We start from the raw sequence: 26,463 nt of genomic DNA, 5'->3' as shown, positions 1-26,463 counted from the left end.
GCCGCCTCCGGCTCGTGACAGGCCGTCCTCCGGCTCACGACAGGTCGCCGACGTCCACGAAGGAGTACGCCGCCCACGGCCCGGCCAGCTCGACCCGGGCCCCCGGCACTTCCCCCTCCGCCCGGTGCACCGCCTCCACGAACTCCTCGGACCGCGCGCGGGGCACCAGATAGGCGCCGTCCAGGACGCTCCGCGGGCGGTTCGGCGGGGCCGTGATCCGGGGCGGGCGGAGCCGGACGTCGTCGGCGTGCGCAGTGAGCGTACGGTGCAGCCGGTCGGCGAAGTCGTGGATCTCCCGGGCCTCCTCGGTCTCCCCCGGCCCGCCGCCCGTGTCGTCGTACACGCGTACGCCCCACTCGACGCGCCCGTCGAGCCGCTCCAGGGTGTCCCGGAAGTCGTCCTCGTGCCGCTGCACCATCACGCGCACCGCGCTGTCGTCGGGGAACACGGTGGCGGGCCGCAGCGGCAGCGGGGTGGTGACGGCGGTGAGCGCGTCGACGACCTGCTGGTGGGAGCGGGCGGTCTCCAGCAGCCAGGACCGGTCGGCGCGGTGGTCGCGCAGCGGCTCCTCGGCGAAGTCGCGCTCCGGGACATGGCTGAGGACGGCGATCAGGCCGTGGTGGGCGAGGAGGCGCGGCGGATCGCCCGCGACGCCGCCGAGATCGGCCTGGAGCGGCGCGCCGAGCGGCCGGCAGACGGCGTAGACGTACCGCAGACCCGTCACGGGGACTCCTCCCGACCGTCCTCATGGTCCTCCCGGCCGCCGCCGTGCGCGAGCGCGCCGGACGGCGGGCTCACGCCACCACCGCGTTCTCCACCAGCAGCCGTGCGGAGACGGCGATGGACTCGGCGTCGATGCCGGCGGCGTGCAACTGCTCCCGCGGGGACGCCGACCCCGGCATGGTCCGTACGGCGAGCCGCACCAGGCGGGGCACGGGGCGGCCGTCGGTGAAGGCGTCCAGGACGGCGTCCCCGAGGCCGCCCTCCTCGTGGTGGTCCTCGACGGTCAGCAGGGCGCCGGTCTCCTCCGCCGCGCGCCGCAGCACGGCCCGGTCGACCGGCTTGACCGAGTACAGGTCGACGACCCGGACGGCGATGCCCTCGGCGGCGAGCGCGTCGGCCGCGCGCAGCGCCTCGTGCACGGTGATCCCGGCGGCCACGACGGTCAGCCGGTCCGCGTCGGAGGAGCGCAGCACCTTGCTGCCGCCGATCGGGAACTCCTCGTCGGGCCCGTACAGCACCGGCCCGGCGCCGCGCGAGGTGCGCAGATAGCGGACGCCGTCGAGTCCGGCCATGGCGGCCACGAGGCGGGCCGTCTGGTGGGCGTCGCACGGGTAGAGCACGGTCGAGCCGTACACGGCCCGGAACATCGCCAGGTCCTCCAGGCCCATCTGCGACGGCCCGTCCTGCCCGATCGCCACCCCGGCGTGCGAGCCGACCAGGTTGATCCCGGCGCCGCTGATCGACGCCATCCGCACGAAGTCGTGGGCGCGGGTGAGGAAGGCGGCGAAGGTGGAGGCGTACGGCACGAAGCCGCGGGACGCCATCCCGACGGCGGCGGCGACGAGCTGCTGTTCGGCGATGTAGCACTCGAAGAACCGCTCGGGGTGGTCCTTCGCGAAGTATTCGGCGCGGGTGGAGTCGCTCACCTCGCCGTCGAGGGCGACGACGTCCGCGCGGGCGGTGCCGAGGGCCGCGAGGGCCTTGCCGTAGGCGTCGCGGGTCGCGACCTCCTCGCCCCGCTCCCAGCGCGGCGGTTCGGGGCGGCCGGTGGGCACGGAGTGCAGCATGCGGGCGGCGGGCGGTTCCTGCACGCGGACGCGCAGGTCGCGGACGCCGCCGAGTTCGGTGATCGCCTCGTCGGCGTCGGGCAGCGGCTTGCCGTGCAGGCCCTCGCGGTCCTGGACGGCGGCGACGCCCTTGCCCTTGAGGGTGCGGGCGAGGATCGCGGTGGGCCGGCCGCGGGTGGAGAGGGCCTCGCCGTAGGCGCGGTCGACGGCGTCCACGTCGTGGCCGTCGACCTCCACGGTGTGCCAGTCGAAGCCCTGGAAGCGGCGGGCGTAGGCGTCGAGGTCGTGGCCGTGGCGGGTGGGGCCGCGCTGGCCGAGCCGGTTGACGTCCACGATCACGACCAGGTTGTCCAGCCGTTCGTGCCCGGCGTGCTCGGCGGCCTCCCAGACGGAGCCCTCGGCCAGCTCGCTGTCCCCGCACAGCACCCAGACGCGGGCGTCGGAGTGCTCAAGCCGTTTCCCGGCGAGCGCGATGCCGACGCCCACCGGCAGGCCCTGGCCGAGCGAACCGGTGGCGGTCTCGACCCAGGGCAGCCGGCGCGGGGTGGGGTGGCCCTCCAGACGGCTGCCGAGGGTGCGGAAGGTGAGCAGTTCGTCGTCGTCGATCGCGCCGGCCGCCTTGTAGGCGGCGTAGAGCAGCGGCGAGGCGTGGCCCTTGGACAGGACGAAGCGGTCGTTGCCCGGGTGGGCGGGGCGGTCGAAGTCGTAGCGGAGGTGGTGGGCCAGCAGGACGGCCATCAGGTCGGCGGCCGACATCGAGGACGTCGGGTGACCGGATTCCGCGGCGGCGGAGGCGCGCACGCTGTCCACGCGCAACTGCTGTCCGAGGTCGGTGAGTTCGGCGGTGTCCATGGGGTCAGTGGTCTCCCTCGTGCTTCACGGGTTCGGGCGTCGGAGCGGTGATCGTGCGGGAGGTGTCCGCACCCCCGCCGCCACCGGTCGCGGCCGCCCCGTCCGGCCCCTGCTCCCGGCGGCGCCGCTCCCCCTCCTCCTTCACGGGCCCGGGTGTCGGGGACGTGATCGTGCGGGACGTGTCCTCGCCCCCGCCGCCGCCCCGGGCGGGCTGTCCGTCCGTGTCGGGGGCGTCCGTCGGGTGCGGGGGCGGGCCTGTCGGAACGCGGGCCAGTTCGGGGGAGGCCGTGTCGAGCGGCACCGACCAGGACCTGACCAGGCCCAACTGGACGGCCTGGCGCGGGAGTACGGCGTCCAGGAGCCAGTCGGAGACGACCCGGACCCGGTTGCCGGGGAGGGCGGCGAGATGGTAGCCGCGGGTCACCAGATGCGCCGGCAGCCCGGACAGCGGGACGCCCAGCGGATCGGCGGCGGCCCGCACACCGCCCAGGTCCACCACGACCCCGAGGTCCTTGTGCCGGTACGGCCGTGCCCTGCCGTCGCCGAGGGTCGCGGCGATGTTCCGCGCGGCCGTCCTGCCCTGCCGCCAGGCGTGCTGGGCGGTCATCGGCGTGTACTGTCCGGGGTTCTCCAGATCGGGTACGGCGGCGGCGTCACCGAGGGCGAACACCTCGGGCCTGCCCGGTACTTGGAGGGTGGGCTCGACCAGGATCCGGCCGCGCTCCAGGGGCAGCCCGGTCGACTCGGCGAGCGGGTCGGGCCGTACGCCGACGCACCACACGAGGCTGCGGGTGCCGACGAACTCGCCGTCGGTGAGCAGCACTCCGTCGCGGGTGGCCTCCTTCACGGAGGTCTCCGTGCGTACCTCCACGCCGCGTTCGCGCAGCACCCGGTCGGCGGTGCGCGAGAGGTGCTCGCCCAGTTCGGGCAGGACGCGGGGTGCGAGGTCGAGGAGCAGCCAGCGGGGCCGCATGCCGCGGTGCAGCGGGTGGGTGCGGACCAGGGCGTCGGTGAACAGGGCGCCGTGCGCGGCGACTTCGGTGCCGGTGTAGCCGGCGCCGACCACCACGAACGTGCAGCGCGCCCGGCACTCCTCCGCGCTGTCGGCGGAGGTCGCCAGTTCCACCTGGCGGGTGATGTGGTCGCGCAGATAGAGCGCCTCGGGCAGACCGCGGAAGCCGTGGGCGTGCTCGGCGACGCCGGGGACGGGCAGCAGCTTGTTGACGCTGCCGGCGGCGAGCACGAGCCGGTCGTAGCCCAGGGTGCCCTCGCCGCCCTCGGGGTCGGTGTAGTGGACGGTGCGCGCGTCCAGGTCGATCCGGCCGGCCTCGCCGAGCACGAGGCGCACCCCGCGCAGGGTGTCCGGCAGAGACACGGTCACCCGGCGTGGCTCCAGGATGCCCGCGGCCACCTGGGGCAGCAGGGGCAGGTACAGGAAGTAGTCGGTCGGGTTGAGCAGGGTGACGTCCGCACGCCCACGGGCCTCCCGGGCCAGGGTGCGGGCGGTGCGGTATCCGGCGAACCCCGCTCCGACGATCACGATGCGGGCTCGGCTCACGGTGCTCCTCCGTTCGGGCCGACTGATCCACGCTCGGGGCGCGGCGGTCTGGGCGTCTGCGCGAGGGCGACTCGCTCCCGCCCCCGAAGCTCCCCGCGTCCCCCGGCAGGCCCCGCCCAAACGTCCTCGGCCCCCGGAAACCGACCCTCGGTCACCCACCGCTCAGCAAATCTCACACACGGTGGCGGGCCCGCCGGGAAGGGGATCGCGTGAAGGGATCACCGTGGTGCCGTCGGTCCAACTAGGCTCGTCCGTATGGACATTCTGGGAGCCACACTGCGTGTCTGTGTCGACGACCTGGACGCCTCGGTCGCCTTCTACGAGCGGCTCGCGGGCACCGGGGCGCTGCGTTTCGAGCGTGGCGGGGTGGCGGTCGCCGCGGTCGGTTGTTTCCTCCTGATGAGCGGCCCCGAGGCCGAGTTGGAGGTGCTGCGCAAGGTCGGTGCGACGATCGCGGTCACGGACGTCGACGAGGTGCACCGCACGCTCACCGAGCTGGGCGCGGACGTCCTCGCGGGCCCGGTGGCGACCCCGGCGGGCCGCAATCTGATCGCCCGTCACCCCGACGGCACGGTCTACGAGTACGCGGACCGCCGCCCGTCCTGACCCTCCGGGTCGCCCGCGGTCAGCCGGACTTCCACTGCTCGGACGTGATCGCCCAGCGCTCGTGGTCGCGCCAGTCCCCGTCGATGTAGATCATCCGCGGGGAGAACCCTTCGAGGCGGAAGCCGCAGGAGCGGGCGAGGGCGATGGACGCGGCATTGCCGGGCTGGACGTTGATCTCCAGCCGGTGCAGCCGCAGCGGCCCGAAGGCGTGGTCCACGACGAGCCCGAGCGCCTCGCGCATCAGCCCCCGCCCGGCCGCGTGCGCGAACGCGCCGTATCCGAGGGCGCCGCACTGGAAGCCGCCGTGCACGATGTTGTTGATGTTCACGAACCCGGCGAGCGACCCGTCCGCCCGATCACACACCAGGAACCCGGCCTTCGTCGGATCCTCGATCAGCCGCCCCGCATACGCGGCATACGCCTCACGGCTGGCCGGCGGAAACAACCAGGGCCGATGCAGCCCCTCACTCTCCCGGACCCGAACGGTGAACTCCGCCCCGTCCGCGTAGCTGAAGTGACGTATACCCACGCGGGGGCCTTCGGCGAGGTAGGGGGATGCGGTGTGCGGCATCCGGTCACCTTAAGGCCGGGCGGCTAACGGCGGCGGCGCATGAAGTACGCGCCGCAGATCGCTCCGACCAGTGCGGTGGCGAGGAGGGCTGCCCAGAGGGGCATGACGACCTCGGGGATCAGGAGTCTGATGGTGGTCTCGCCGGTGTTCTGGAAGATGAAGATCAGGGTGAGGACGGCGAGCACCAGCACCGTGATCCGGGCGGGTGTCACCTCCATGCGCCTGCCGCCGCGCTCGGAGGTCTTCGAGGACTTCGGACTCATGTCTCCAGGGTGGGCCCGCGGCGGCCCTCACGCACGGTGAGGGCGGTCCGGCGGGTGAAAAGGGTCAGAGCAGGGCGGGCTCGTCGAGCGTGAGGGTGCCCGTCGTCGCGTCCAGCTCGGCGGTCACCCCGAAGGGCACGGTCAGCGCCCCCTCGCAGTGTCCGAAGCCCAGCTCCTCGACGACCGGGACGCCCAGGGCGCCGAGCCGGTCGGCGAACACCGGCCGCAGGCTGCCGTAGGGCCCGCAGTCCTTCCACGAGCCGAGGGCGATCCCGGCGACGCCGTCCAGCCAGCCGGTGCGCAGCAGTTGTGTGAGGGCCCGGTCGACGGAGTACGGCGGCTCCGCGACGTCCTCGATCAGGAGCAGTCCGCCGCGCGCCCCGGGGCGGGAGTGCGGGGTGCCGTAGCCGCTGGAGAGCAGGGTCAGACAGCCGCCGAGGGTGACGCCGCGGGCCCGGCCGGGGGCCAGGGCGGTACCGGCGGAGGTGAGCGTGCGGACCGTCTCGGGGGCAAAAAGCGTGGCCCTGAGGCGGTCCTGGGCGCGGGCGCTCTTGACGAAGTCGACGCCCGCCGCGACGGGCCCGTACAGCGTGACCAGGCCGAGACGGACGGCGAACGCCTCGTGCAGGGCGGTGCTGTCGCTGAAGCCGACGAACACCTTGGGCCCGGCTGCGCGCATCGCGTCCCAGTCGAGGAGGTCGACGACGCGCTGGGCGCCGTAGCCGCCGCGGGCGCAGATCACCGCGTCGACGGCCGGATCGCACCAGGCGGCCTGGAGGTCGGCGGCCCGGTCGGCGTCCGTGCCCGCGAGATAGCCGAGGGCGGGGTCGCGGTCGAGGACATGGGGCGCGGCCACCGGGTCGAGGTCCCAGCCGCGCAGCAGGTCCAGGCCGGCCTGGAGGCGTTCCTCCACGATCGGCCCGCTGGGGGCGACGACGGCGACCCGGGCGCCGGGGGCGAGCCGGGCCGGCCGGACGAGTTCTCTCACGGTGCCAGCTCCAGGGTGGGGACGCCGGGCGGGCGCAGCCCGAACACCTGGGCGTACAGGGACAGTTCGGCCTCCAGCGCGCGGACGACGGTCGCCGCCTGCCGGAAGCCGTGGCCCTCCCCCTCGAAGGCGAGGTAGGCGTGCGGCACGCCCCGGCCGGCCAGCCGGGCGAGGAAGCGTTCGGCCTGGACGGGCGGGCAGATCACGTCGTCCAGGCCCTGGAGCAGCAGGAACGGGGCGGTGATCCGGTCGGCGTGGGTGACGGGCGAGCGCTCGGCGTAGCGGGCGGGCACCTCGGCGAGCGGTCCGACGAGGCCGTCCAGGTAGCGGGACTCCAGGTCGTGGGTCTCGCCCCCGGCCCAGCCGGCCAGGTCGAGGACGGGGTAGCTGATGGTGCCGCACGCGTACACGTCGGTGCCGGTCAGCGAGGCGGCGGCGGTCCAGCCGCCCGCGCTGCCGCCCCGGATCGCCAGCCGGGCGCGGTCGGCGGTGCCCTCGTCGGCGAGCGCGAGGGCGACGGCCGCGCAGTCCTCGACGTCGACCACGCCCCACTGTTCGCGCAGCCGCTCGCGGTAGGCGCGCCCGTACCCGGTGGAGCCGCCGTAGTTGACCTCGGCGACGCCGATGCCCCGGGAGGTGAAGTAGGCGATCTCCAGGTCCAGTACGAGCGGCGCCCGGTCGGTGGGCCCGCCGTGCGCCCATACGACGTACGGCGGCAGTTCGTGTCCCGGCGCGGCGCAGCCGGGGTTGTGCGGCGGGTAGACGTGCGCGTGGATCTCGCGGCCCTCGGGGCCGGTGAAGGCGCGGATCTGCGGTTCCGGGTAGTACGCCGGGTCCACCGCGTCGTCGTGCGCGGCGCCGATCACCCGGGCGCGCCCGGTGCGGGTGTCCAGTTCGACCACCTCGTAGGCGCTGCGCGGGGAGGCGGCCACGGTGACGGCCCGTTCGCCGCGTACGGCGAGGGCGGGGGCGAACTCGGTCCAGGGTCCGGCCGCGTCGACGAGTTCGCCGGTCTCGGGGTCGAGGACGCCGAGGGCGGTGGCGCCCCGCCCGTGGACGACGGCGACCAGTCCGTCGGCGAGCGGCGCGAACCAGCGCAGTCCGAGCTTCCACAGCGCGCCGCCGAACTCCTCCTCGCGCGGGCAGACCGGCTCGTGGTCGCGGTAGAGGTTCCACCAGCCGCCGCGGTCGCTGGTGTAGAGCAGGGAGCCGTCGGCGGCCCAGTCGGCCTGGGCGACGGACTCCTCGGGTCCGCCGGCCACCGCGCGGGCCCCGGTGAGCGTGCCGTCGTCGCCGACGTCGGCGACGATCACCTCGGTGCCGTCCCACGGCATCCGCGGATGGTCCCAGGCCAGCCAGACGGCCCGGCGGCCGTCCGGTGAGACGCGGGCCCCGGTGACGAACCGCCGCCGGTCATCGGTGAGTTCGCGCACGGCCGCGCGGTCGGAGGCGGCGGAGCCGTCCAGCGGTACGGCGGCCAGGACGCGGCGGACGTCGGTGGGGGCGTCGCCGGTGAACTCCTCCAGGACGCACCACACTTCGTCGCGCCCGGGGAGCAACTGCGGTTCGGCCCAGCGCAGTCCGCCGCCCACGGCCGAGACCGGGGTGAGCGGACGCGGCTCGTAGCCGGGTTCGAGGGCGTACAGCCGCTGGTCGGCGAAGTTCACGAACACCACGAGGGGTTCGCCGTCCGGGCGGGTCACGCCGGCCCAGGGCAGGCCGCCGTACTCGACGACCCGGCTGCGGACGTTCCAGGGGGCGGGCAGGACGGACTCCTCCGTGCCGTCCGGGTGACGGCGCACCAGGGTGCGGCGGCCGCCCTCGGCGGGGCGGGGCGCGGTCCACCAGATCTCGTCGCCGACGAGACCGACGTACTCGGGCCGCCCGTCGTGCGCGGCGGCGAGCGCGGCGTCGATCGGTGAGGGCCAGGACCCGTACGGCAGGATGTGCACGTTCTCCCCGCTCCCCTAGGCCGTGCGCAGGAAGCGGTCGAGGACGTCCACGCCGAAGCGCAGCGCCTCCACGGGGACGCGCTCGTCGACGCCGTGGAACATCGCCTGGTAGTCGAAGCCCGACGGCAGCCGCAGCGGGGCGAATCCGTAGCCGGTGATGCCGAGCCGGGAGAACTGCTTGGCGTCCGTGCCGCCGGACATGCAGTACGGCACCACGTGCCCCTCGGGCGCGAACTCCTCGACGGCGGCCCGCATCTGTGCGTAGAGCGGGGTGTCCAGCGGTGCCTGGAGGGCGACTTCGCGGTGGTGGAACTCCCAGTCGACGTCGGGGCCGGTGAGGTCGTCGAGGGTGGCGCGGAACTCGTCCTCGCCGCCCGGCAGGAAGCGTCCGTCGACGAAGGCCGTGGCCTCGCCCGGGATGACGTTGACCTTGTAACCGGCGCTCAGCATGGTCGGGTTGGCGCTGTTGCGGACGGTCGCCTCGACGAGGGAGGCGGCCGGGCCGAGCTTGTCGAGCAGCGCGTCGACGCCCGCCGCGTCGCTCAGATCGGCGTCGACGCCGTACAGGGCGGCGAGTTCGGTGAGCGCGGCGCTCACGGTCGGGGTGAGGCGGAGCGGCCAGCGGTGCTCGCCGATCCGGGTGACGGCGGCGGCCAGCCGGGTCACCGCGTTGTCCCGGTTGACCTTGGAGCCGTGTCCCGCGCGGCCGCGCGCGGTGAGCTTCAGCCAGCCGGTGCCGCGCTCCCCCGCCGCGATCGGGTAGATCTCGCGTCCGGCGCCGTCGTGGAAGGTGAACGCCCCGGACTCGCCGATCGCCTCCGTACAGCCCTCGAAGAGCGCGGCGTGCCGGTCGGCGAGGAAGCCGGAGCCGTCCTCGGCGCTGGCCTCCTCGTCGGCGGTGAAGGCCACCACGAGGTCGCGGCGGGGCCGTACGCCCTCGCGGGCCCAGGAGCGCAGGACGGCCAGGATCATCGCGTCCATGTTCTTCATGTCGACCGCGCCGCGCCCCCACACGACGCCGTCGCGCACCTCCCCGGAGAAGGGGTGGACGCTCCAGTCGGCGGCCTCGGCGGGGACCACGTCGAGGTGGCCGTGGACGAGCAGCGCGTCGGCGGACGGGTCGGTGCCCTCGATCCGGGCGACGACGTTGGCGCGTCCCGGGGTGCGTTCGAGGAGGACCGGTTCCACCCCGGTGTCGGCGAGCAGCGCGGCCGCGTACTCGGCGGCGGGCCGCTCCCGGCAGTCGCCGCCGCCCCGGTTGGTGGTGTCGATGCGAATGAGGTCGGAGGTGAAACGGACGACCTCGTCCCTCGCCTGTGCGTCAGCCATGGTGCTCCTCAGCCATACTGCTCCTCGATCGCCGCGGAGGCGATCGTGGTCACCGCCTTGAAGGTGCGGATGCCTTCGTACATCGTGCCGCTGGTGTACGCGATCCGGCGCTCGCCCGCCAGGCCCACCCCGGGGACGACGGTCGCGGCCCGGGCGAGGTGCTCGGCGTCGAACTCCACCTCGACGGTGAAGGGCCCGTCGCTCCCGGGCCCGTCGCTCCCGGGCTCGCGGCGGACCGCCAGCGCGGCGGCCTCCTTGGCGGCGGCCCGGATGTCGGCGGCGGTGCGCGCGGGGGTCCGGCACACGGCCGCGTACCGCGAGACATGGTCCTTGACGGCGACCTTCAGCGCGCCGGGCGCGTAGCCGAGGGCGTCCTCGCAGGCCACGTCGTCCCCGGTGACGAGGACGACCGGGACGCCGTACTCGGCGACGACATGCGCGTTCAGCAGGCCCTCGCTGGCCCGTACGCCGTTCAGCCAGACCCCGGTGATGGAGTTGGCGAGGTAGGTGTGGGCGAGGACGCCCTCCATGCCGGCGCCCGCGTGGTAGCCGACGAAGGCGATGCCGTCCACGTCGCCGTGCTGCACGCCCTCGACCATGGAGAGGTCCTTGTGCTTGCCGGTGAGCATCTGGGCGCGCTCGTCGAGCCGCTCCAGGAGCAGGTTGCGCATGGTCCAGTGGGCCTCGTTGATCAGCACCTCGTCGGCGCCGCCGTCGTAGAAGCCGCGCACGGCCGCGTCGACGTCCGAGGTGAACATCGCCCGGCAGCGCTCCCACTGGGGGGTGCCGGGCAGGACGTCGGCGGGCCAGGTGACGCCGGTGGCGCCTTCCATGTCGGCGCTGATGAGGATCTTCATGCGCGGCTCCGTCCTGATCCGTCCGGCAGGCCCCGAGCTTAGCGGGCCGGGGCCGGGCGGCCCGTACGGCACCGCCCACCGCTCCCGAAAATACCCCTAGGGGTATCTCTGCTACCGTGGAGAACGGGTTCGGATACCCCCGGGGGTAATTTCTCAGCGGATCGCAGTGAGGGAGAGTGCCGTGTTCTTTGCCGACGTCCTGGAGACCGAGGGGCTGGGCAACCGCAGCCATCTGGCGGGCGGCGCGCGGGCGGCCGTCGTCGTGGACCCGCCGCGCGACATCGACCGGGTGATCGCCGCGGCGGCCCGGCGCGGGGTGCGGATCGTCGCCGTCGCCGAGACCCATGTGCACAACGACTACGTGTCCGGCGGCCTGGAGCTGGCCCGGCTGACCGGGGCCCGCTATCTGGTGCCGGCCGGCGCCGACGTGGCGTACGCGCGCGTGCCGGTCGCGGACGGGGACGTCGAGCCGGTGGACGAGGACCTGGTGCTGCGGGCCGTGGCCACCCCGGGACACACCCCGCACCACACCGCCTACGTGCTGGAGGACGCCGGCCGGGCGGTGGCCGCCTTCACCGGGGGTTCGCTGCTGATCGGCGGCGTGGGCCGCCCCGACCTGGTCGAACCCCGGCTGACCGAGTCGCTGGCCCGCGCCCAGCACGCCTCCGCGCACCGGCTCGCGGCCGCTCTGGACGACGAGGTCGCCCTCCTGCCCACCCACGGCTTCGGCAGCTTCTGCTCGTCCGCCCCGGCCGGGCACACGCACAGCACGATCGGCGCCGAGAAGGCGTCCAACCCGGTGCTCGCGCAGGACGTGGACACCTTCGTGAAGGAGCTGCTGGCCGGTCTGGACGACGTCCCCGCCTACTACGCCCACATGGGCCCGGCCAACGCCCGGGGCCCCGCCCCTCTCGATCTGACCCCGCCCCGGCGGGCCGACGCGGCCGAGATCGCGCGCCGGCTGGCGGCCGGGGAGTGGGTGGTGGACCTGCGCAGCCGGACGGCGTTCGCCGAGGGGCATGTGTCCGGCTCGTTCAACTTCGAGGTCGACGGGCAGCTCGCGACCTATCTGGCCTGGCTGGTCCCGTGGGGCCGGCCGGTGACCCTGCTCGCCGCGACCGCCGAGGACGTCGCCCGCGCCCAGCGCGAGCTGGCCCGGGTCGGCATCGACCGCCCGGCCGCGGCGGCCGTCGGCACGCCCGCCGACTGGCTCGCCGACGGGGCGGAGCCCGCCTCCTTCCCGCGGTCGACGTTCGCCGGTCTGGCGGCCGCCCGGGCGCGCCGGGAGGACGTGGTCGTCCTGGACGTCCGGCGGGACGCCGAGCGGGCGGGCGGCTGGATCGACGGCAGCACGCACATCCCGGTCCACCAGCTCCCCCGGCGGCTCGCCGAGGTGCCGCCGGGCACGATATGGGTGCACTGCGCGGGCGGGATGCGCGCGGCCGTCGCCGCGTCGCTGCTGGACGCGGCGGGACGGCCGGTGGTCGCCGTGGACGACGGCTTCGCCGCGGCCGCCGAGGCGGGGCTCCCCCTCGCCACGGCCCCCGCCGAAGCCACCGCCGAAGCCGTCGAAGCCCCCGAAGCGGTCGAAGCCGTCGAAGCCCCCGACGCATGAGCGCGCTGGTTCTGGCGCTGCTGGCCGGCGGTCTGGTCGGGCTGGCGCTGGGCGCGCTCGGGGCAGGCGGCAGCATCCTGACCGTGCCGGCGCTGATCTATCTGCTGGGCTTCGATCCGGCGGCGGCCACCACCGGCGCCCTGGTCATCGTGATCGTCACCTCGGTCACCGCGCTGGCCGCCCACGCGCGGACCGGGTCGGTGCGCTGGCGGGCCGGGCTGCTGTTCGCGGCGGCCGGACTGCTCCCCGCCGCCGTGGCGGGCGCGCTGTCGGCGCGGATCCCGGCGGGGGTGCTGACGGCGCTGTTCGCGGCGCTCGCCGCCCTGGCCGCCGTCCGGATGCTGCGCGGCGGCGCGCCGGGCGGCACCGGCCGGGTCTCCGGGGTGCGCGCGCTGGGCGCCGGGGCCGGGCTGGGCGCGGTCACCGGGTTCCTCGGGGTCGGCGGCGGCTTTCTCGCCGTACCGGCGCTGGTGGGGGTGCTGGCCGTGCCGATGGACGCGGCGGTGGGCACCAGCCTGCTGGTGATCGTCGCCAACGCGCTGGTCGCCCTGGGCGCCCGCGCGTACACGGCCGTGGACCTGGACTGGGCGCTGATCCTGCCGTTCCTGGCGGCCGCCGTCCTGGGGGCGTGGGACGGCGGCCGGCTCGCGGCGAAGGTGCCGGCCGCGACCCTGCGGCGGGCCTTCGGCGCGGTGCTGCTGACGGTCGCGGCGGGGATGGCGGTGACGGCCGTGTGGTGAACGGACGCCGACGTCACACCGGTCCCGGCCGGGTCAGGCCAGCGACAGGAAGAGCTTCTCCAGCCGGGCCCGCATCTGCGCGGAGTCCCGCACCTCCGGGTCCTCGCTGGTCATGCACTGTTCCAGTCCGGTCGCGATGATCGAGAAGCCGGCCCGGTCCAGCGCCCGCGAGACCGCGGCGAGCTGGGTGACCACGTCCTCGCAGTCCCGGCCCTCCTCGATCATCCGGATCACGCCCGCGAGCTGGCCCTGGGCCCGCCGCAGCCGGTTGAGCGCCGACTTCAGCTCCTCGGCCGACATGTCGAGTTGCACGATTCCTCCTCCAGTGCCCCACCTATACCCCCATGGGTATCCTACCCGCGGGGGGCAACGTTCCGCCGAAAGGATCTGTTCCATGACCCCTCCCCCGACCGTCCCGGCCCGGCTGACCGCCGCCGAGGCGAGCGCCCGGTACGCCGAGTTCACCGTCGTCGACGTCCGCACCCCCGGCGAGTACGCCGGCGGCCGGCTGCCCGGCGCCCTCAACGTCCCGCTGGACCGGCTCGACGAGGCCGCGTCCGCCCTCGCGGCGGCCGCCGCGCGCGGGCCGCTGCTGATCGTCTGCGCGTCCGGGAACCGGTCGGCCCGGGGCTGCGAGCAGCTCGTGGCGCTGGGTGTGGAGGCGGCGACGCTGGAGGGCGGCACCGGCGGCTGGGCGGCGGCCGGGCTGCCCGTGGAGCGCCCGGCGGGAGCCGTGACCCGCTGGCCGATGGACCGTCAGGTCCGGCTGGTCGCCGGTGCCCTGGTCCTCGTGGGCTTCCTCGCGGGGCTGGTCTGGCCTCCCGCGCACTGGCTGTCCGGGCTGGTCGGCGCGGGCCTGTTCTTCTCGGGGGCGACCGGCACCTGCGGGATGGCCGTGCTGCTCGCGCGGCTGCCGTACAACCGGCCGCCGAAGGACGCCCGTCCCTTCGAGGAGACGCTGACGCGGCTGGCCTCGGCCTGATCCCTCAGCAGCCGGCCGGCCACGGACCGGGACCGGCGACGAACGCCAGACGGGCGCGCAGCGCGGGGTGTTCGAGGTCCGTCAGGTCGCCGTCGGAACGGTCGGAGCCCTCGGGGTCGTCGGAGCCGTCGGGGTCGGCGGAGTCGTCCGGTGGTGGCCGGCCCTCGGTGACGGTCCGGGCGGTCCGCTCCCGGCGGCCGGCGCGTTCGACGGGCCGGGCCAGGCCCCAGTCGGGGGTGACGGCCACCCGCTCGTTCTGGCTGAACTCCATGACGGGGTAGCCGAGTTCGAGGATCTGCGCGGCGATGCGGGCACCGGCGCCGGCGCTCATGCCGGGCAGCATCTCGGGGAGCCGGCGGGCGAAGTCCTCGGCGTCGGGGACGTCGGTGTGCAGGGCGAAGCCGGGCGCGATGTGCTCGACGGCCGCGCCGCCGACGGCGTCCGCCCGGTGCAGCGCGCCCGCGTCGGCGGCGAGCACGAGCAGCCGCTCCGGGCCCGGTCCGACCAGCGGGTACGCCCACCACAGCACGTCGACGCGGTCGCGTTCGGGCACGGTCAGCCGGGCCCGTCCGGCGGCGGGGTGGCCGAGCCCGCGGTCGAGGGAGGGCTCCAGGCCCGGCCCCAGCCCGTCGTAGGCGTCGTACGCGCCGTACGGCGGGTCGTCGTCGGGGTCGGGGAGAGCGCCGGAGACGGGCAGCAGGTCGAGCGCGGGCCGGCCGATCGCCTCGGCCTCGGGGACGCCGAAGAGCCGGCGCGCGCCGGGGCTCCAGTGCGAGACGAGGCCCTCGCGGTCGACGACGACCGCCGCCAGCGGGACGCGCCCGGCGCCGCCGGTGCCGTCGCCCGTGGCGTCCCCCGCCGTGCCGCGGGGAGGTGCGTCTCTCTCGGTGCCACGGTCCACGGCCCAGGCCCTCTCTCCCCAGAGCTACGCAAGATCTGTCCCGTAACCACCACCGTACGGCGCGCGGCGGCGGGGATGTGCGGCAATTCTGGAATTGGTTTCGGCAGCACGCGCCGGGGCACGCGCCCGTGCTTCGCGCCGGGGCGCGCGATCAGTCCTCGTGGCCGAGTTGCAGGTCACGCTCGGTGCGGCCGCCGCCCGCCACCTGGAGGACGGTGGCGACGGGCGGATAGCCGGCGGCGATGACGGTGTACTCGCCGGAGGACAGGTCGACGAAACGGAAGGTGCCGTCGGGGCCCGTGGTGAGGGTGTCGACCACATTGCCCGCGGCGTCCAGCAGGGTCACGCGGGCGTCCTCGACGGGCCGTCCGCCGCCCGCGCGCACGGTGCCGCGCAGGACGGCGCCGCCCGCCAGTTCGACGTCCTGGCGGGTCTCGCGGGACGCCTGGACGGTGACCGGAAGGGCGGCCGGGCGGAAGGCGGGCGCGCTGCCGGCGAGGGTGTACTCGCCGGCCACCAGGTCGGTGATGACATAGCCGCCCTCGCGTCCGCTGCGGGTGGCGGCGACGACCTCGCCGTGCACATTGGTGAGGGTGACGACGGCGTCCCGCACGGGCGTGCCGTCGGCGGTGACGACGGTCCCGGCGAGGCGTCCGGCGCCGCCGAGGACGACGTCCAGCTCGACGGGGCGTTCGCCGACGGTGACGGAGACGGCCTGCGGCTGGTGGCCGCCGGCCGCGGCGATCAGGACGTAGGCGCCGGTGCCGGGCGTGGACAGCGCGTACCGCCCGTCGTCGCCGCTGGCGCCGCGTCCGATCTGCTGCCCGGAGACGTCGATGAGGGTGAGCGCGGCACGCGGTACGACGGTGCCGTCGGGGTGCTGCACGGTGCCGCAGACGGGGATGCCGGCGGTGTACGGCGGGCGGAACGCGAGGGACGTCCGGTCGTCGGCGGGGTGGGTGCGGGCCTGCGGGACGGGCACGGGCGCGGGCTCCGTGCCGGCGGTGGGGTGGGACACCAGCGGTTTCTCCTTGAGGAAGCAGGCGATGAGCAGGCCGGCGAGGAGCACGGGCACGAGGTACAGGAAGATCCTCGGCATGGCGTCGGCGTAGGCGCCGACGTAGGCGTCGCGCAGGGCCGGGGGCAGTGCGTGGACGAGCTGCGGGGTGAGGGACTCGGGGTCGGGCAGTCCGGCGTCGGCGGGCAGCCGGTCGTGCAGGGCGTCGGTGAGCCGGCCGGCGAAGAGGGTGCCGAAGACGGCGGCGCCGACGCTGCCGCCGATCTGCCGGAAGTAGTTGTTGGCGCTGGTGGCGGTGCCGAGGTCGGCGGGGCGCACGGAGTTCTGCACGGCGAGGATCAGGACGGGCATCGCGAGGCCGATGCCGGCGCCGAGGACGGCCATCCACAGGCTGTAGTGGAGGCGGGGCGTGTCGGCCTCGAGCCGGGAGAGCAGCCACATGCCGAGCGCGGAGAGCGCGCCGCCGAGGACCGGGTAGAGCCTGTATCTGCCGGTGCGGCTGACGAGTTGGCCGGAGATCACGGAGGCGCCGACGATTCCGCCCATCATGGGCAGCATCAGCAGTCCGGACTCGGTGGCGGTGGCGCCGTCGACCATCTGGAGGAAGGTCGGCAGATAGCTGGCCGCGCCGAACAGCGCGACGCCGGTCACCAGGCCGACGAGTCCGGTGACGTTGAAGACGGAGTCCCTGAACAGCCTTAGCGGGATGAGGGGTTCGGCGGCGCGGCGCTCGGCGAGCAGGAAGAGGAGGCCGGCCGCGGCCGCGCCGGCGCCGAGGCCGAGGACGACGCGGGAGTCCCAGGCGTACTCGGTGCCGCCCCAACTGGTGAGCAGGACAAGGCAGGTGGAGGCGGCGGCCAGCAACAGCGCGCCCAGGACGTCGAACCGGGGTTTCACGGCCGGCTTCGGCAGGTCGAGGACGAGGGCGACGACGGCGAGGGTGAGCAGGCCGAAGGGGATGTTGACGTAGAAGCACCAGCGCCAGGAGAGATGGTCGGTGAAGTAGCCGCCGAGCAGGGGTCCGGCGACGGAGGCGAGACCGAAGGCGGCGCCGATGAGCCCCATGAACCGGCCGCGTTCACGGGGCGGCACGATGTCGGCGATGATCGCCTGGACGCCGATCATCAGGCCGCCGGCGCCGACGCCCTGGACCGCGCGGAAGGCGATGAGCTGGTCCATGGTCTGCGCCCGGCCGGCCAGCGCGGAGCCGACGACGAAGACGACGATGGCGAACTGGAAGACGCCCTTGCGGCCGAGGAGGTCGCCGAGTTTGCCGTAGACGGGCAGTCCGACGGTGGCGGTGAGCAGATAGGCGGTGATCGCCCAGGACATCCGGTCCAGGCCGTGCAGTTCGCCGACGATCTTCGGCAGCGCGGTGGCGACGATCATCTGCTCCAGCGCGGCGAGGAGCAGCGCGAGCATCAGGGCGAGGAAGACCAGCCGCACCCGGCGGGGGCTCAGGCCGGGCGGTGCGGGGGCGGGTGCCGGGGGCGGCGGGTTCTGCGGAGGCGCGGCCGTGACCGGCTCGTCCTGCACCAGCGTGGTCCCGCCCATGTACCGCTCCCCTCGTCGCACCTGCCCCACAGTTCCCGCGCAAAAGCGACAACTCCGAGCAAGCGCGACGAGTTACGGCAGCAACCCGGTCACAAGGGAGAACCACCCGAACCGGTGAACGGGTTCAACACCCGGCGGGCGGCCGGGGGTTGGCCGTTCGCCCTACTTCTCCACCTCGGTGGCGAGGCGGGCGAGGATCGCGTCGTAGATCCGGCCGAGGCCCTTGGGGGCGAAGGTGCGCTCGAAGAAGCCGCCGATCCCGCCGGCGCCGGTCCAGGTGGTGGTGACGACGACCCGGGAGCGGCCCTCGCCGGCCGGGGTGACGCGCCAGACGGTGACCATCGAGGAGTTGCGGTCCTTCTCGACCAGCTCGCCGTCGGTCGGTTCGGTGACCTCCAGGAGGCAGTCGCGGACCCGCTTGCTGGTGGCCTGGAGCTTCCAGTGGACGAGGGTGCCCTCGCCGTCGCCGCCCTCGCGCACCTCGTACTCGCTGAACTGTTCGGGCAGCAGCTTCGCGCGGGTGCCGCTGTAGTCGGCGAGCGTGTCGAACACCTTGTCCGGGTCCGCCGCGACGACGCGCTCGGTGGTGGCCTCGACCTGCGCCATGAGTTCCTCCAGGGCCTTGTATCTCGGGGTCGGGGCAAGCCAACCACCCCGGGACTCGGGCGCCCAAATCGGGGCCCGGAACCGGTCGCAGAGCGACCGAAACGGTGCGTCGAACGACCGTCCCGCACGATCATGGGAACACATGTTCTATTGTGGGGCCGAGTGCTACCGAGGAGGCGTTCATGCGCTGGGAGAACCTCACCGCGGAGGCCCGCCACGACCGGCCGGCCGACGCCGCGCTGTTCGGCGCGGACGCGGTCACGACCAGGACGTTCGACACGCCCGAGTTCGCCGGCATCACGTTCCACGAGATCCGGGCGCGCTCGGTCCTCAACCGGGTGCCGGGCGCCTCCCGGATGCCGTTCGAGTGGACGGTGAACCCCTACCGGGGCTGCACGCACGCGTGCGTGTACTGCTTCGCCCGCAAGACGCACAGCTATCTGGACCTGGACACGGGTGTCGGCTTCGACACCCAGATCGTGGTCAAGGTGAACGCGCCGGAGGTGCTGCGCCGCCAGCTCGGCTCGTCCCACTGGCACGGCGACCACGTGGCGATGGGCACCAACGTCGACTGCTACCAGCGCGCGGAGGGCCGCTACCGGCTGATGCCGGGCATCCTGGCCGCGCTGCGCGACTACGCCAACCCCTTCTCGATCCTGACGAAGGGCACCCTGATCCTGCGCGATCTGGAGCTGCTGCGGCAGGCCGCGGAGGTGACGGAGATCGGCGTCTCCGTCTCGGTCGGCTTCACCGACCCCGGCCTGTGGCGGACCGTGGAGCCGGGCACCCCGGCCCCGGAGCGGCGCCTGGACGTGGTGCGCACGCTGACCGAACACGGCATCGGGGTCGGGGTGCTGATGGCACCGGTGATCCCGTTCCTCTCCGACGAGCCCGCCCAGCTCCGGGCCACCGTACGGGCGATCGCGGCGGCGGGGGCCACCTCGGTGACCCCGCTGGCGCTGCATCTGCGGCCCGGTGCCCGCGAGTGGTTCATGGCCTGGCTCGGGCAGCACCATCCGCATCTGGTGCGCCGTTACGAGCGGCTGTACGCGGACGGCTCCTACGCCCCGAAGTGGTACCAGCGCCGGATCACGCGTCAGGTGCACGAGCTGGCCGAGAAGTACGGGATCGGTCCCGCGCGCGGAGGGATGCCCCGCCGGATCCCGCCGCCCGGGCAGGAGGAGGAGCCGGCACCGGCCGGGCCCACCCAGCTCACCCTGATCTGAGCGCGTCCGAGGGCATCGGGCGGCCCGATCGGGTCAACTATCGTCAGATCGGGTTCTTACGGACGATCTTTCCGGGACGATGCGGCGAGGGCCGTGATCCACGCGGTCCGGCCACCGCCACCTCCGTCCTGGGAGGCTTCATGAACACACGCGCAGCCGTGCTGTGCGCCGCCACCGTCGTCGCCCTAGCGGCCGGGACCTGCGCCGCCGCGCCCGCCGGCGCCGGCACGCCGTCCGCCGTGCGGGCGCCCGCGAAGATCGCCTGGAAGGCGTGCGGCACCGAGAGCCGTCCGACCCTCCAGTGCGGGTCCCTGAAGGTGCCGCTCGACCATCGTGATCCCGGCGGGGAGAAGATCACGCTGGCGCTGTCCCGTGTCCCGCACACCGCGAAGACCTTCCAGGGGCCGCTGCTGGTCAACCCCGGCGGCCCCGGCGGCAGCGGGACCTCGCTCGCCGGGTACGTGGCGTCGGCGCTGCCCAAGGCGGTCGCGGCGCAGTACGACGTCATCGGCTTCGACCCGCGCGGGGTCGGCAAGAGCACGCCCGCGCTGAAGTGCCGGCCGAACCACTTCGCGGCCGTGCGGCCGGACTCGGTGCCGTCGACCGAGGCGATCGAGCGGGCCAACCTCGACCGCGCCCGCACCTTCGCCGAGTCCTGCGCGAAGAAGCACGCGCGTGTGCTGCCGTTCATCGACACGAAGAGCACCGTGCGCGACATGGACCTGATCCGCGCGGCGCTCGGCGCACCGAAGATCAACTACTTCGGCTACTCGTACGGCACGTATCTCGGCGCGGTCTACGCCAAGCTCTTCCCGGAGCGGGTGCGGCGGCTGGTGCTGGACTCGATCGTCGACCCCACCGGGGTCTGGTACGAGGACAACCTCACGCAGGACCTCGCCTTCAACGACCGTCACCGTGCCCTGATGGCGTGGATCGCCAAGCACGACAAGGCGTACGGCCTGGGCAAGGACCCCGCGCGCGTGGAGGCCCGCTGGTACGCGATGCGGGCTGCGCTGGCGAAGAAGCCGGCGGGCGGCCGGGTCGGCGCCTCGGAGCTGGAGGACACCTTCCTGCCGGGCGGCTACTACGACGGCTACTGGCCCTACCTCGCCGACGCGTTCGCCGCCTACGCGAAGAAGAAGGACACCGGGCCGCTGGTCAAGGCGTACGAGACCTTCGGCGCCGTCGACGCCTCGGGGGACAACGGCTACAGCGTCTACACGGCGGTGCAGTGCCGGGACGCGTACTGGCCGCGCGACTGGGACGAGTGGCGCACCGACAACTGGTCGACGCACACCAAGGCGCCGTTCATGACCTGGAACAACGCCTGGTACAACGCGCCGTGCGCGTTCTGGCCGACCCGGCGGCTCGGCCCGGTCGACATCACCAACGGCCAACTGCCGCCGGTGCTGCTGTTCCAGGCGACCGGCGACGCGGCGACCCCGTACGAGGGCGGCGCCATGGTGCACGCGCTGCTGCGCGGTTCCAGCCTGGTGGTGGAGCGCGGCGGCGGGAACCACGGCATCACGCTGAGCGGCAACTCCTGCCTGGACAAGCATCTGACGGCCTATCTGACCGACGGCACCGTCCCGCGCGGCACCGGCTCGGTCGACGCGGAGTGCAAGGCCCAGCCCGAACCGAAGCCGCTGGGCTCGAAGGTCGGTTCGCGGACGGCCCACGGCACGGTGCTCCACGGCATGCTGGGCTTCCGCGGCTGAGGGACGGCCGCCGGGGGCGTTGTCGGTGCCATGGTCCACCATGGGACACATGATCGAGCCGACCAGGACCCCCGCCCCCGGCGGCCCCGCCTCCGTCACGGTGCGGGAGATGGCCCTCGCCGACTGCGACCGGGTCTCCGAGATCCGCATTCGTGGCTGGCAGCGCGCCTACCGGGGGCTGATGCCGCAGGGGTACCTCGACTCGCTGAGCGTCGCCGAGGACGCCGAGGTGCGCCGGAAGCGGTTCACAAGAGGTGGCAGCGGTGAGGTGGTGAACCTCGTCGCCGAGCGGGGCGGGGCCGTGGTCGGGTGGGCGGCGCTCGGGCCGTACCGGGAGGGCGAGGTCCGCACCGGGGACGCCGAGTTGTACGCGCTCTATGTGTCCGGCGACCACCTCGGCAGCGGCGTCGGACACGCCCTGCTGGAGGAGTCGGTGCGGCGGGCCGGTGCCCTCGGCCGGGCCCGGATGTTCCTGTGGGTGCTGAAGGAGAACACCCCGGCCCGCCGCTTCTACGAACGCGCCGGTTTCCACGCCGACGGCACCGAGGAGCCCTTCGAGGTGGAGGGGACCGTGGTGCCGGAGGTGCGGTACGTGCGCCCGCTCCAGGGCTGAGGAGGGGGAGGCGGGGTCAGCGCTGGTGGGGGATCAACGTCAGGGCCCGCACCGCCGCCTCCGCGAGGGGCGGGTGGGCCAGGGCCTCGTTGAGGACGGGGCAGGCCCGGTCGTCGCCCAGGGTGCCGAGGCCGTCGACGCAGGCGAGAGCGACCCGGCGGTAGGGGTCGTGCGGCTTCAGGCGCCGCCGCAGGGTGGTGATCAGGGCGGGTACGGACTCCGGCGCGCGCAGCTCCACCAGCAGCCGGACCGGGTGCAGGGCGTAGGCGACGCGCAGTTCGTTGGTGGCCAGGGCGGCGGCCGCGCGGGCGGTGCGCGGATCGCCGAGGCGGGCCAGGGCGTGGGCGGCGGAGGCGCAGCGCGGCGGATCGCGGTGGTTGAGCAGCAGGACGAGCGCCTCGAAGGCACGCCGGTCGCCCGCCACCCCCAGCCGGAACGCGGCCAGTTCCCTGGCCCACAGCGGCTGTCCCGGTTCGGTGAGCACGGCCGCCAGTTCGTCCTGGCCGACGGGGCCGGTGAGCCGCTCGTAGGCCGCCGTGCCGCCCGACTCCCGCCGTAAGCGCTCCGTGAGCATCCGCAACTCTTCGTCCATGAAGCCGAGCTTATGGGGGTCGTGGGGCCGCCGGGACCTACATCACAAACCCCGGGGGCTGGCGCGCTCGTTACCCACCGGTTAAGCTCAGACGAGCGAGTTACCCACTCGCGGTACTCCTCATGACGGCCTGGTGACGCAGCCGTCGTGAGCGCAGTCGGTTCGGTACCTCGTGTACCGCAGTACGACCCGGCCTCGGGACAGGGCCGGTCGGATCACCGGATCTCCTCCGTTCGTCTCTCCGGGCGTGTGGGCGCCCGCGGCGTACGGCACCGGGCGTGTGCGCTCGCAGCCCGGACACACCCGCATCTCCGCATCTCTCTTCACGCACCCCGGTGCGCCACGGCCCGCGAGGGCCTCCCTCGGCGCACCCGGGCGTGTCTCCCAGTCGTCACCCTCTTTTCTGGAGTCCCGCGATGGCCACTCCCCTGTCCGACACCTCTCTGTCCCCGCTGCGGACGATCGCCGTGGTCGGCCTCGGCACGATGGGCACCGGCATCGCCGAGGTCCTCGCCAAGGCCGGTCGCACGGTGCTCGGCATCGACATCAGCGAGGCCCAGGCGGCGCGTTCGCTCGCCGGTCTGGAAGCCTCCACCGCCCGTGCCGTGGAGCGCGGCCGGCTGACCGAGCAGGAGCGCGCCGAGGCCCTGGCCCGGGTGCGCGTCTCCACCGACCTGCGCACGGCGGCCGACGCCGACCTGGTGATCGAGGTGGCGCCGGAGTCGTACGAGATCAAGCAGCAGATCTTCCGTGAGCTGGACGGGATCGTGCGTCCCGACGCCATCCTCGCGACCGGCACCAACGCGCTGTCCGTGACCCGGCTCGCCGCCGAGTCGGCCCGCCCGGAGCGGGTCCTCGGCCTGCACTTCTTCAACCCGGCGCCGGCCATGAAGCTGGTCGAGGTGGTCTCCTCGGTGCTGACCGCGCCGACCGCCGTCACCGCCGTCACCAACCTCGCCCTGGACCTCGGCAAGGAGCCCGTCGCGGTCGGCGACCGGCCCGGTTTCGTCGCCGACGGGCTGCTCTTCGGCTACCTCAACCAGGCCGCCGCGATGTACGAGGCGCGCTACGCCTCTCGTGAGGACATCGACGCCGCGATGCGGCTGGGCTGCGGCCTGCCGATGGGCCCGCTGGCGCTGCTCGACCTGATCGGCGTCGACACGGCCCGTACCGTCCTGGACGCCATGTACGCCGAGTCCCACGACCGGCTGCACGCGCCCGCCCCGATCCTCAAGCAGCTCAGCGAGGCGGGCCTGACCGGCCGCAAGGCGGGCCGCGGCTTCTACACCTACGAGGCCCCGGGCAGCGCCACGGTCGTGCCGGACGCGCTCACCCCGGCCGCCGGGGGCACCGGCACCGCCGGCCGGACCGTGCGCAGCGTCGGGGTCGCGGGCTCCGGCACGATGGCCTCCGGGATCGCCGAGGTCTTCGCCAAGGCGGGCTACGACGTCGTCCTGGCCGCCCGCAGCGAGGAGAAGGCGCAGACGGCGAAGGCCCGGATCGGCAAGTCGCTGGCCCGTTCCGTCGACAAGGGGCGGCTCACCGCGGAGGCCGCCGCGCAGACCCTGGAGCGGATCACCCCGGCCGGGTCCTACGACTCCTTCGCCGAGGTCGATCTGGCCGTGGAGGCGGTCGCGGAGGACCTGGAGGTCAAGCAGCAGCTCTTCGCGACGCTGGACAAGGTCTGCAAGCCGGGCGCGGTCCTGGCCACCACCACCTCCTCGCTGCCCGTCGTGGCCTGTGCCCGTGCCACCTCGCGTCCGCAGGACGTGATCGGCATGCACTTCTTCAACCCGGCGCCCGCGATGAAGCTGGTCGAGGTCGTGCGTACGGTGCTGACCGCCGAGGACGTCCACGCGACCGTGCACGAGGTCTGCGGCACGATCCGCAAGCACGCCGTGGACTGCGGTGACCGGGCCGGTTTCATCGTCAACGCGCTGCTGTTCCCGTACCTGAACAACGCGATCAAGATGGTGCAGGAGCACTACGCCTCGCTGGACGACATCGACGCCGCCATGAAGCTGGGCGGCGGCTACCCGATGGGCCCCTTCGAGCTGCTGGACGTCGTCGGGCTCGATGTCTCGCTGGCCATCGAGAAGGTTCTGCACCGCGAGTTCCGGGACCCCGGGCTCGCGCCGGCGCCGCTGCTGGAGCATCTGGTGGCCGCGGGCTGCCTCGGCCGCAAGACCGGCCGTGGCTTCCGCGAATATGCCCGCCGCTGACGGCGTCGGCGACTGGTTCACCGACGACCGGGAGTGGGGCGGACTGCTCGGCCCCACCGGCGGACCCCCGCCCGTCGAGGGCGGGGGAAACCCCGGACAGGCGCACCGAGCTGCGCACATGCAGTACGTTCGGGTCATGCCCCAGCCCGCCAGGTCCTCACGTACACCAGCCACGCCCGACGCGCCGGAGAGTGCCGCCGGCGGCCGCGCGGCCGCCCAGCGCCTCAAGATGCGCCGAGAACTGGCGGCCGCGGCCATGGAGCTGTTCGCCACCAAGGGGTACGAGGCGACCACCGTCGACGAGATCGCGGCCGCGGCCGGAGTCGCCCGCCGCACCTTCTTCCGTCACTTCCGCTCCAAGGAAGAGGCGATCTTCCCCGACCACGACGACACCCTGATCCGCGCCGAGGCGGTGCTCAACGCGGCGCCCGCGCACGAGCATCCGCTCGACACGGTGTGCCGGGGCATCAAGGAGGTCATGAAGATGTACGCGGCCCGGCCGGAGATCTCGGTCGCCCGCTACAAGCTGACCCGTGAGGTGCCGACGCTGCGGGAGGCGGAGATCGCCTCGGTGGCCCGCTACGAGCGGCTGTTCACCCGCTATCTCCTGGGCCACTTCGACGAGCACGCGCACGACGACGACGCCAACGACGACCCGCTGCTGGCCGAGGTCGCCGCCTCGGCGGTGGTCACCGCCCACAACCATGTGCTGCGGCGCTGGCTCAGGGCCGGCGGCCAGGGGGACGTGGAGGCGCAGCTCGACCACGCGTTCGCGATCGTGCGCCGGACCTTCGGGACGGGCATCGGGGCCGGGCGGAGCACCGCGGCGTCCCCGCGGCCGGCGCCCGCGGCGGTCTCCGACCGGGGCGAGGTGCTGGTGACGGTCGCCCGCACGGACGCCCCGCTGGACGAGGTCATGCGGACCATCGAGCAGGCGCTCAAGGAGCGCTGAGGGGCCGCTCCCCCACGTTTCCGCGCTGTGACGACGGCCACCCCGACGGGGTGGCCGTTTTGGCATGTCAGGGCACCTTTTCTCGTGGATTTCCCGAGGGTTTCGGAGCCCGTTCGATCGATCATCGCTCATTTGTTACGTAAAGATTTCACCTGAGCCCAGGTTGTGGCACTCAGTGCCTTGCGGCCTGGCACACGGTGTCATACGTTGAAGGAGTCCGGGCGGCCGGCGTGCAGAGACCATACGTACGCCGGCTGTCCCCGCAAGCACATGGCCTGCGCGCCCGGACGCCTGCGTCACAGGCACCCTCCCGCGCCACCAAGCGCTGCCGAACCCAGCACCACCGCCGAACCGACGGCACTCCCTCAAAACCCTCAGCAGCACACCCGACGTAACCCTCAGCGCCCCGCCCTCAGGGCGCTCATCGCCGGAGGCAACACCGTGACCACACAGGCCATCCTGGACGCGATCCAGTCGCCGGACTCCACGTCCGCCGACTTCGCCGCCCTGCCGCTCCCCGAGTCGTACCGCGCCATCACCGTCCACAAGGACGAGACGGAGATGTTCGCGGGCCTGGAGACCCGCGACAAGGACCCGCGCAAGTCGATCCACCTCGACGACGTCCCGCTGCCCGAGCTGGGCCCGGGCGAGGCCCTGGTGGCCGTCATGGCCTCCTCGGTCAACTACAACTCGGTGTGGACCTCGATCTTCGAGCCGCTCTCCACGTTCGGCTTCCTGGAGCGCTACGGCCGGCTCAGCGAGCTGACCAAGCGCCACGACCTGCCGTACCACATCATCGGCTCCGACCTCGCGGGCGTGGTGCTGCGCACCGGCCCCGGCGTCAACTCCTGGAAGCCCGGTGACGAGGTCGTCGCGCACTGCCTCAGCGTCGAGCTGGAGTCGTCCGACGGCCACAACGACACGATGCTCGACCCCGAGCAGCGCATCTGGGGCTTCG

23 protein-coding genes and 1 pseudogene are annotated in these 26,463 nt (G+C 73.9%); 10 read left to right on the top strand and 14 right to left on the bottom strand.

Features of this window, described 5'->3' with window-relative positions:
- Positions 1 to 34: 34 nt before the first annotated feature.
- From G6W55_RS11700 to G6W55_RS11690, 3 genes are all read right to left on the bottom strand, one after another.
- Positions 35 to 724: a GvpL/GvpF family gas vesicle protein gene (locus G6W55_RS11700; RefSeq protein ID WP_175520753.1), complete on the bottom strand. Its 690-nt coding sequence runs from the start codon at positions 722 to 724 to the stop codon at positions 35 to 37.
- A 70-nt stretch (positions 725 to 794) separates the two neighbouring features.
- The gene (locus G6W55_RS11695; protein ID WP_175520752.1) at positions 795 to 2,642 is read right to left on the bottom strand and encodes a transketolase; all 1,848 of its coding nucleotides are present in this window, start codon (positions 2,640 to 2,642) and stop codon (positions 795 to 797) included.
- 4 nt (positions 2,643 to 2,646) lie between these two features.
- Positions 2,647 to 4,200, bottom strand: a complete 1,554-nt coding sequence (locus G6W55_RS11690) for an NAD(P)/FAD-dependent oxidoreductase (protein WP_309243686.1) — start codon at positions 4,198 to 4,200, stop codon at positions 2,647 to 2,649.
- A 255-nt stretch (positions 4,201 to 4,455) separates the two neighbouring features.
- Between G6W55_RS11690 and G6W55_RS11685 the strand changes: the two genes are divergently transcribed.
- Positions 4,456 to 4,806, top strand: coding sequence for a VOC family protein (locus G6W55_RS11685; protein ID WP_175520751.1), 351 nt, complete (start codon positions 4,456 to 4,458; stop codon positions 4,804 to 4,806).
- Positions 4,807 to 4,825: 19 nt separating this feature from the next.
- On the opposite strand, the gene G6W55_RS11680 is transcribed toward G6W55_RS11685, so the two are convergent.
- From G6W55_RS11680 to G6W55_RS11655, 6 genes are all read right to left on the bottom strand, one after another.
- Positions 4,826 to 5,377 carry a GNAT family N-acetyltransferase gene (locus G6W55_RS11680; protein WP_175520750.1) on the bottom strand — a complete coding sequence of 184 codons (552 nt, stop codon included), beginning with the start codon at positions 5,375 to 5,377 and terminating at the stop codon, positions 4,826 to 4,828.
- A gap of 23 nt (positions 5,378 to 5,400) precedes the next feature.
- Positions 5,401 to 5,640, bottom strand: coding sequence for a DUF1049 domain-containing protein (locus G6W55_RS11675; protein ID WP_175520749.1), 240 nt, complete (start codon positions 5,638 to 5,640; stop codon positions 5,401 to 5,403).
- Between the two features lie 64 nt (positions 5,641 to 5,704).
- Positions 5,705 to 6,628: an LD-carboxypeptidase gene (locus G6W55_RS11670; protein ID WP_175520748.1), complete on the bottom strand. Its 924-nt coding sequence runs from the start codon at positions 6,626 to 6,628 to the stop codon at positions 5,705 to 5,707.
- Positions 6,625 to 8,580 (bottom strand): prolyl oligopeptidase family serine peptidase, encoded by a 1,956-nt coding sequence (locus G6W55_RS11665; RefSeq protein ID WP_175520747.1) that lies wholly within the window; start codon positions 8,578 to 8,580, stop codon positions 6,625 to 6,627. Before G6W55_RS11665 ends, G6W55_RS11670 begins: the two co-directional genes overlap by 4 nt.
- A 15-nt stretch (positions 8,581 to 8,595) precedes the next feature.
- A complete protein-coding gene (locus tag G6W55_RS11660) occupies positions 8,596 to 9,909 on the bottom strand; it encodes a M20/M25/M40 family metallo-hydrolase (RefSeq protein ID WP_175520746.1) in 1,314 nt (437 codons plus the stop codon).
- A gap of 8 nt (positions 9,910 to 9,917) precedes the next feature.
- Entirely contained in the window at positions 9,918 to 10,766 is an 849-nt protein-coding gene (locus tag G6W55_RS11655) for a M55 family metallopeptidase (protein ID WP_175520745.1), read from the bottom strand.
- Between the two features lie 181 nt (positions 10,767 to 10,947).
- Here G6W55_RS11655 and G6W55_RS11650 point away from each other — a divergent pair, with 181 nt between their 5' ends.
- Positions 10,948 to 12,381: a rhodanese-like domain-containing protein gene (locus G6W55_RS11650; protein WP_175520744.1), complete on the top strand. Its 1,434-nt coding sequence runs from the start codon at positions 10,948 to 10,950 to the stop codon at positions 12,379 to 12,381.
- The gene (locus G6W55_RS11645; protein WP_175520743.1) at positions 12,378 to 13,121 is read left to right on the top strand and encodes a sulfite exporter TauE/SafE family protein; all 744 of its coding nucleotides are present in this window, start codon (positions 12,378 to 12,380) and stop codon (positions 13,119 to 13,121) included. Before G6W55_RS11650 ends, G6W55_RS11645 begins: the two co-directional genes overlap by 4 nt.
- 33 nt (positions 13,122 to 13,154) lie before the next feature.
- Here G6W55_RS11645 and G6W55_RS11640 read toward each other — a convergent pair whose 3' ends face one another.
- On the bottom strand, positions 13,155 to 13,433 hold the full coding sequence (locus G6W55_RS11640) for a metal-sensitive transcriptional regulator (RefSeq protein WP_030789151.1): 279 nt from the start codon (positions 13,431 to 13,433) through the stop codon (positions 13,155 to 13,157).
- A gap of 82 nt (positions 13,434 to 13,515) precedes the next feature.
- On the opposite strand from G6W55_RS11640, the gene G6W55_RS11635 reads away from it, so the two are divergent.
- Positions 13,516 to 14,103: a rhodanese-like domain-containing protein gene (locus G6W55_RS11635; protein ID WP_175520742.1), complete on the top strand. Its 588-nt coding sequence runs from the start codon at positions 13,516 to 13,518 to the stop codon at positions 14,101 to 14,103.
- Positions 14,104 to 14,140: 37 nt separating this feature from the next.
- Here the strand turns inward: G6W55_RS11635 and G6W55_RS11630 are convergent.
- The 3 genes and pseudogenes from G6W55_RS11630 to G6W55_RS11620 all read right to left on the bottom strand — a co-directional run.
- A pseudogene (locus G6W55_RS11630) lies at positions 14,141 to 15,004 on the bottom strand (PAS domain-containing protein); the annotation flags it as partial.
- Positions 15,005 to 15,155: 151 nt separating this feature from the next.
- Positions 15,156 to 17,576: an MFS transporter gene (locus tag G6W55_RS11625; protein WP_175520740.1), complete on the bottom strand. Its 2,421-nt coding sequence runs from the start codon at positions 17,574 to 17,576 to the stop codon at positions 15,156 to 15,158.
- 162 nt (positions 17,577 to 17,738) lie between these two features.
- Positions 17,739 to 18,182: an SRPBCC family protein gene (locus G6W55_RS11620; RefSeq protein WP_030789144.1), complete on the bottom strand. Its 444-nt coding sequence runs from the start codon at positions 18,180 to 18,182 to the stop codon at positions 17,739 to 17,741.
- A 182-nt stretch (positions 18,183 to 18,364) separates the two neighbouring features.
- Between G6W55_RS11620 and G6W55_RS11615 the strand changes: the two genes are divergently transcribed.
- The 3 genes from G6W55_RS11615 (at position 18,365) to G6W55_RS11605 (ending at position 21,739) form a co-directional block, all read left to right on the top strand.
- Positions 18,365 to 19,408 (top strand): Rv2578c family radical SAM protein, encoded by a 1,044-nt coding sequence (locus G6W55_RS11615; RefSeq protein WP_175520739.1) that lies wholly within the window; start codon positions 18,365 to 18,367, stop codon positions 19,406 to 19,408.
- A gap of 140 nt (positions 19,409 to 19,548) precedes the next feature.
- Positions 19,549 to 21,126 (top strand): alpha/beta hydrolase, encoded by a 1,578-nt coding sequence (locus tag G6W55_RS11610; RefSeq protein ID WP_175520738.1) that lies wholly within the window; start codon positions 19,549 to 19,551, stop codon positions 21,124 to 21,126.
- A 49-nt stretch (positions 21,127 to 21,175) separates the two neighbouring features.
- Entirely contained in the window at positions 21,176 to 21,739 is a 564-nt protein-coding gene (locus G6W55_RS11605; protein ID WP_175520737.1) for a GNAT family N-acetyltransferase, read from the top strand.
- Positions 21,740 to 21,755: 16 nt separating this feature from the next.
- Here the strand turns inward: G6W55_RS11605 and G6W55_RS11600 are convergent, their stop codons facing one another.
- Positions 21,756 to 22,331 carry an adenylosuccinate lyase gene (locus G6W55_RS11600; protein ID WP_175520736.1) on the bottom strand — a complete coding sequence of 192 codons (576 nt, stop codon included), beginning with the start codon at positions 22,329 to 22,331 and terminating at the stop codon, positions 21,756 to 21,758.
- A 416-nt stretch (positions 22,332 to 22,747) separates the two neighbouring features.
- Here G6W55_RS11600 and G6W55_RS11595 point away from each other — a divergent pair, with 416 nt between their 5' ends.
- The 3 genes from G6W55_RS11595 to G6W55_RS11585 all read left to right on the top strand — a co-directional run.
- Entirely contained in the window at positions 22,748 to 24,553 is a 1,806-nt protein-coding gene (locus G6W55_RS11595; RefSeq protein WP_175520735.1) for a 3-hydroxyacyl-CoA dehydrogenase family protein, read from the top strand.
- A gap of 136 nt (positions 24,554 to 24,689) precedes the next feature.
- A complete protein-coding gene (locus tag G6W55_RS11590) occupies positions 24,690 to 25,505 on the top strand; it encodes a TetR family transcriptional regulator (protein ID WP_205069191.1) in 816 nt (271 codons plus the stop codon).
- 441 nt (positions 25,506 to 25,946) lie between these two features.
- A partial coding sequence (locus tag G6W55_RS11585) for an alcohol dehydrogenase catalytic domain-containing protein (protein WP_175520733.1) occupies positions 25,947 to 26,463 on the top strand: 517 nt, incomplete at its 3' end.

This window comes from Streptomyces sp. CAI-85 (genome assembly GCF_013363615.1).
Taxonomy (GTDB): domain Bacteria; phylum Actinomycetota; class Actinomycetes; order Streptomycetales; family Streptomycetaceae; genus Streptomyces; species Streptomyces antibioticus_B.
Note: the sequence above shows the minus strand (reverse complement) of the source record. Positions and strands in the feature narration are given on the sequence as shown.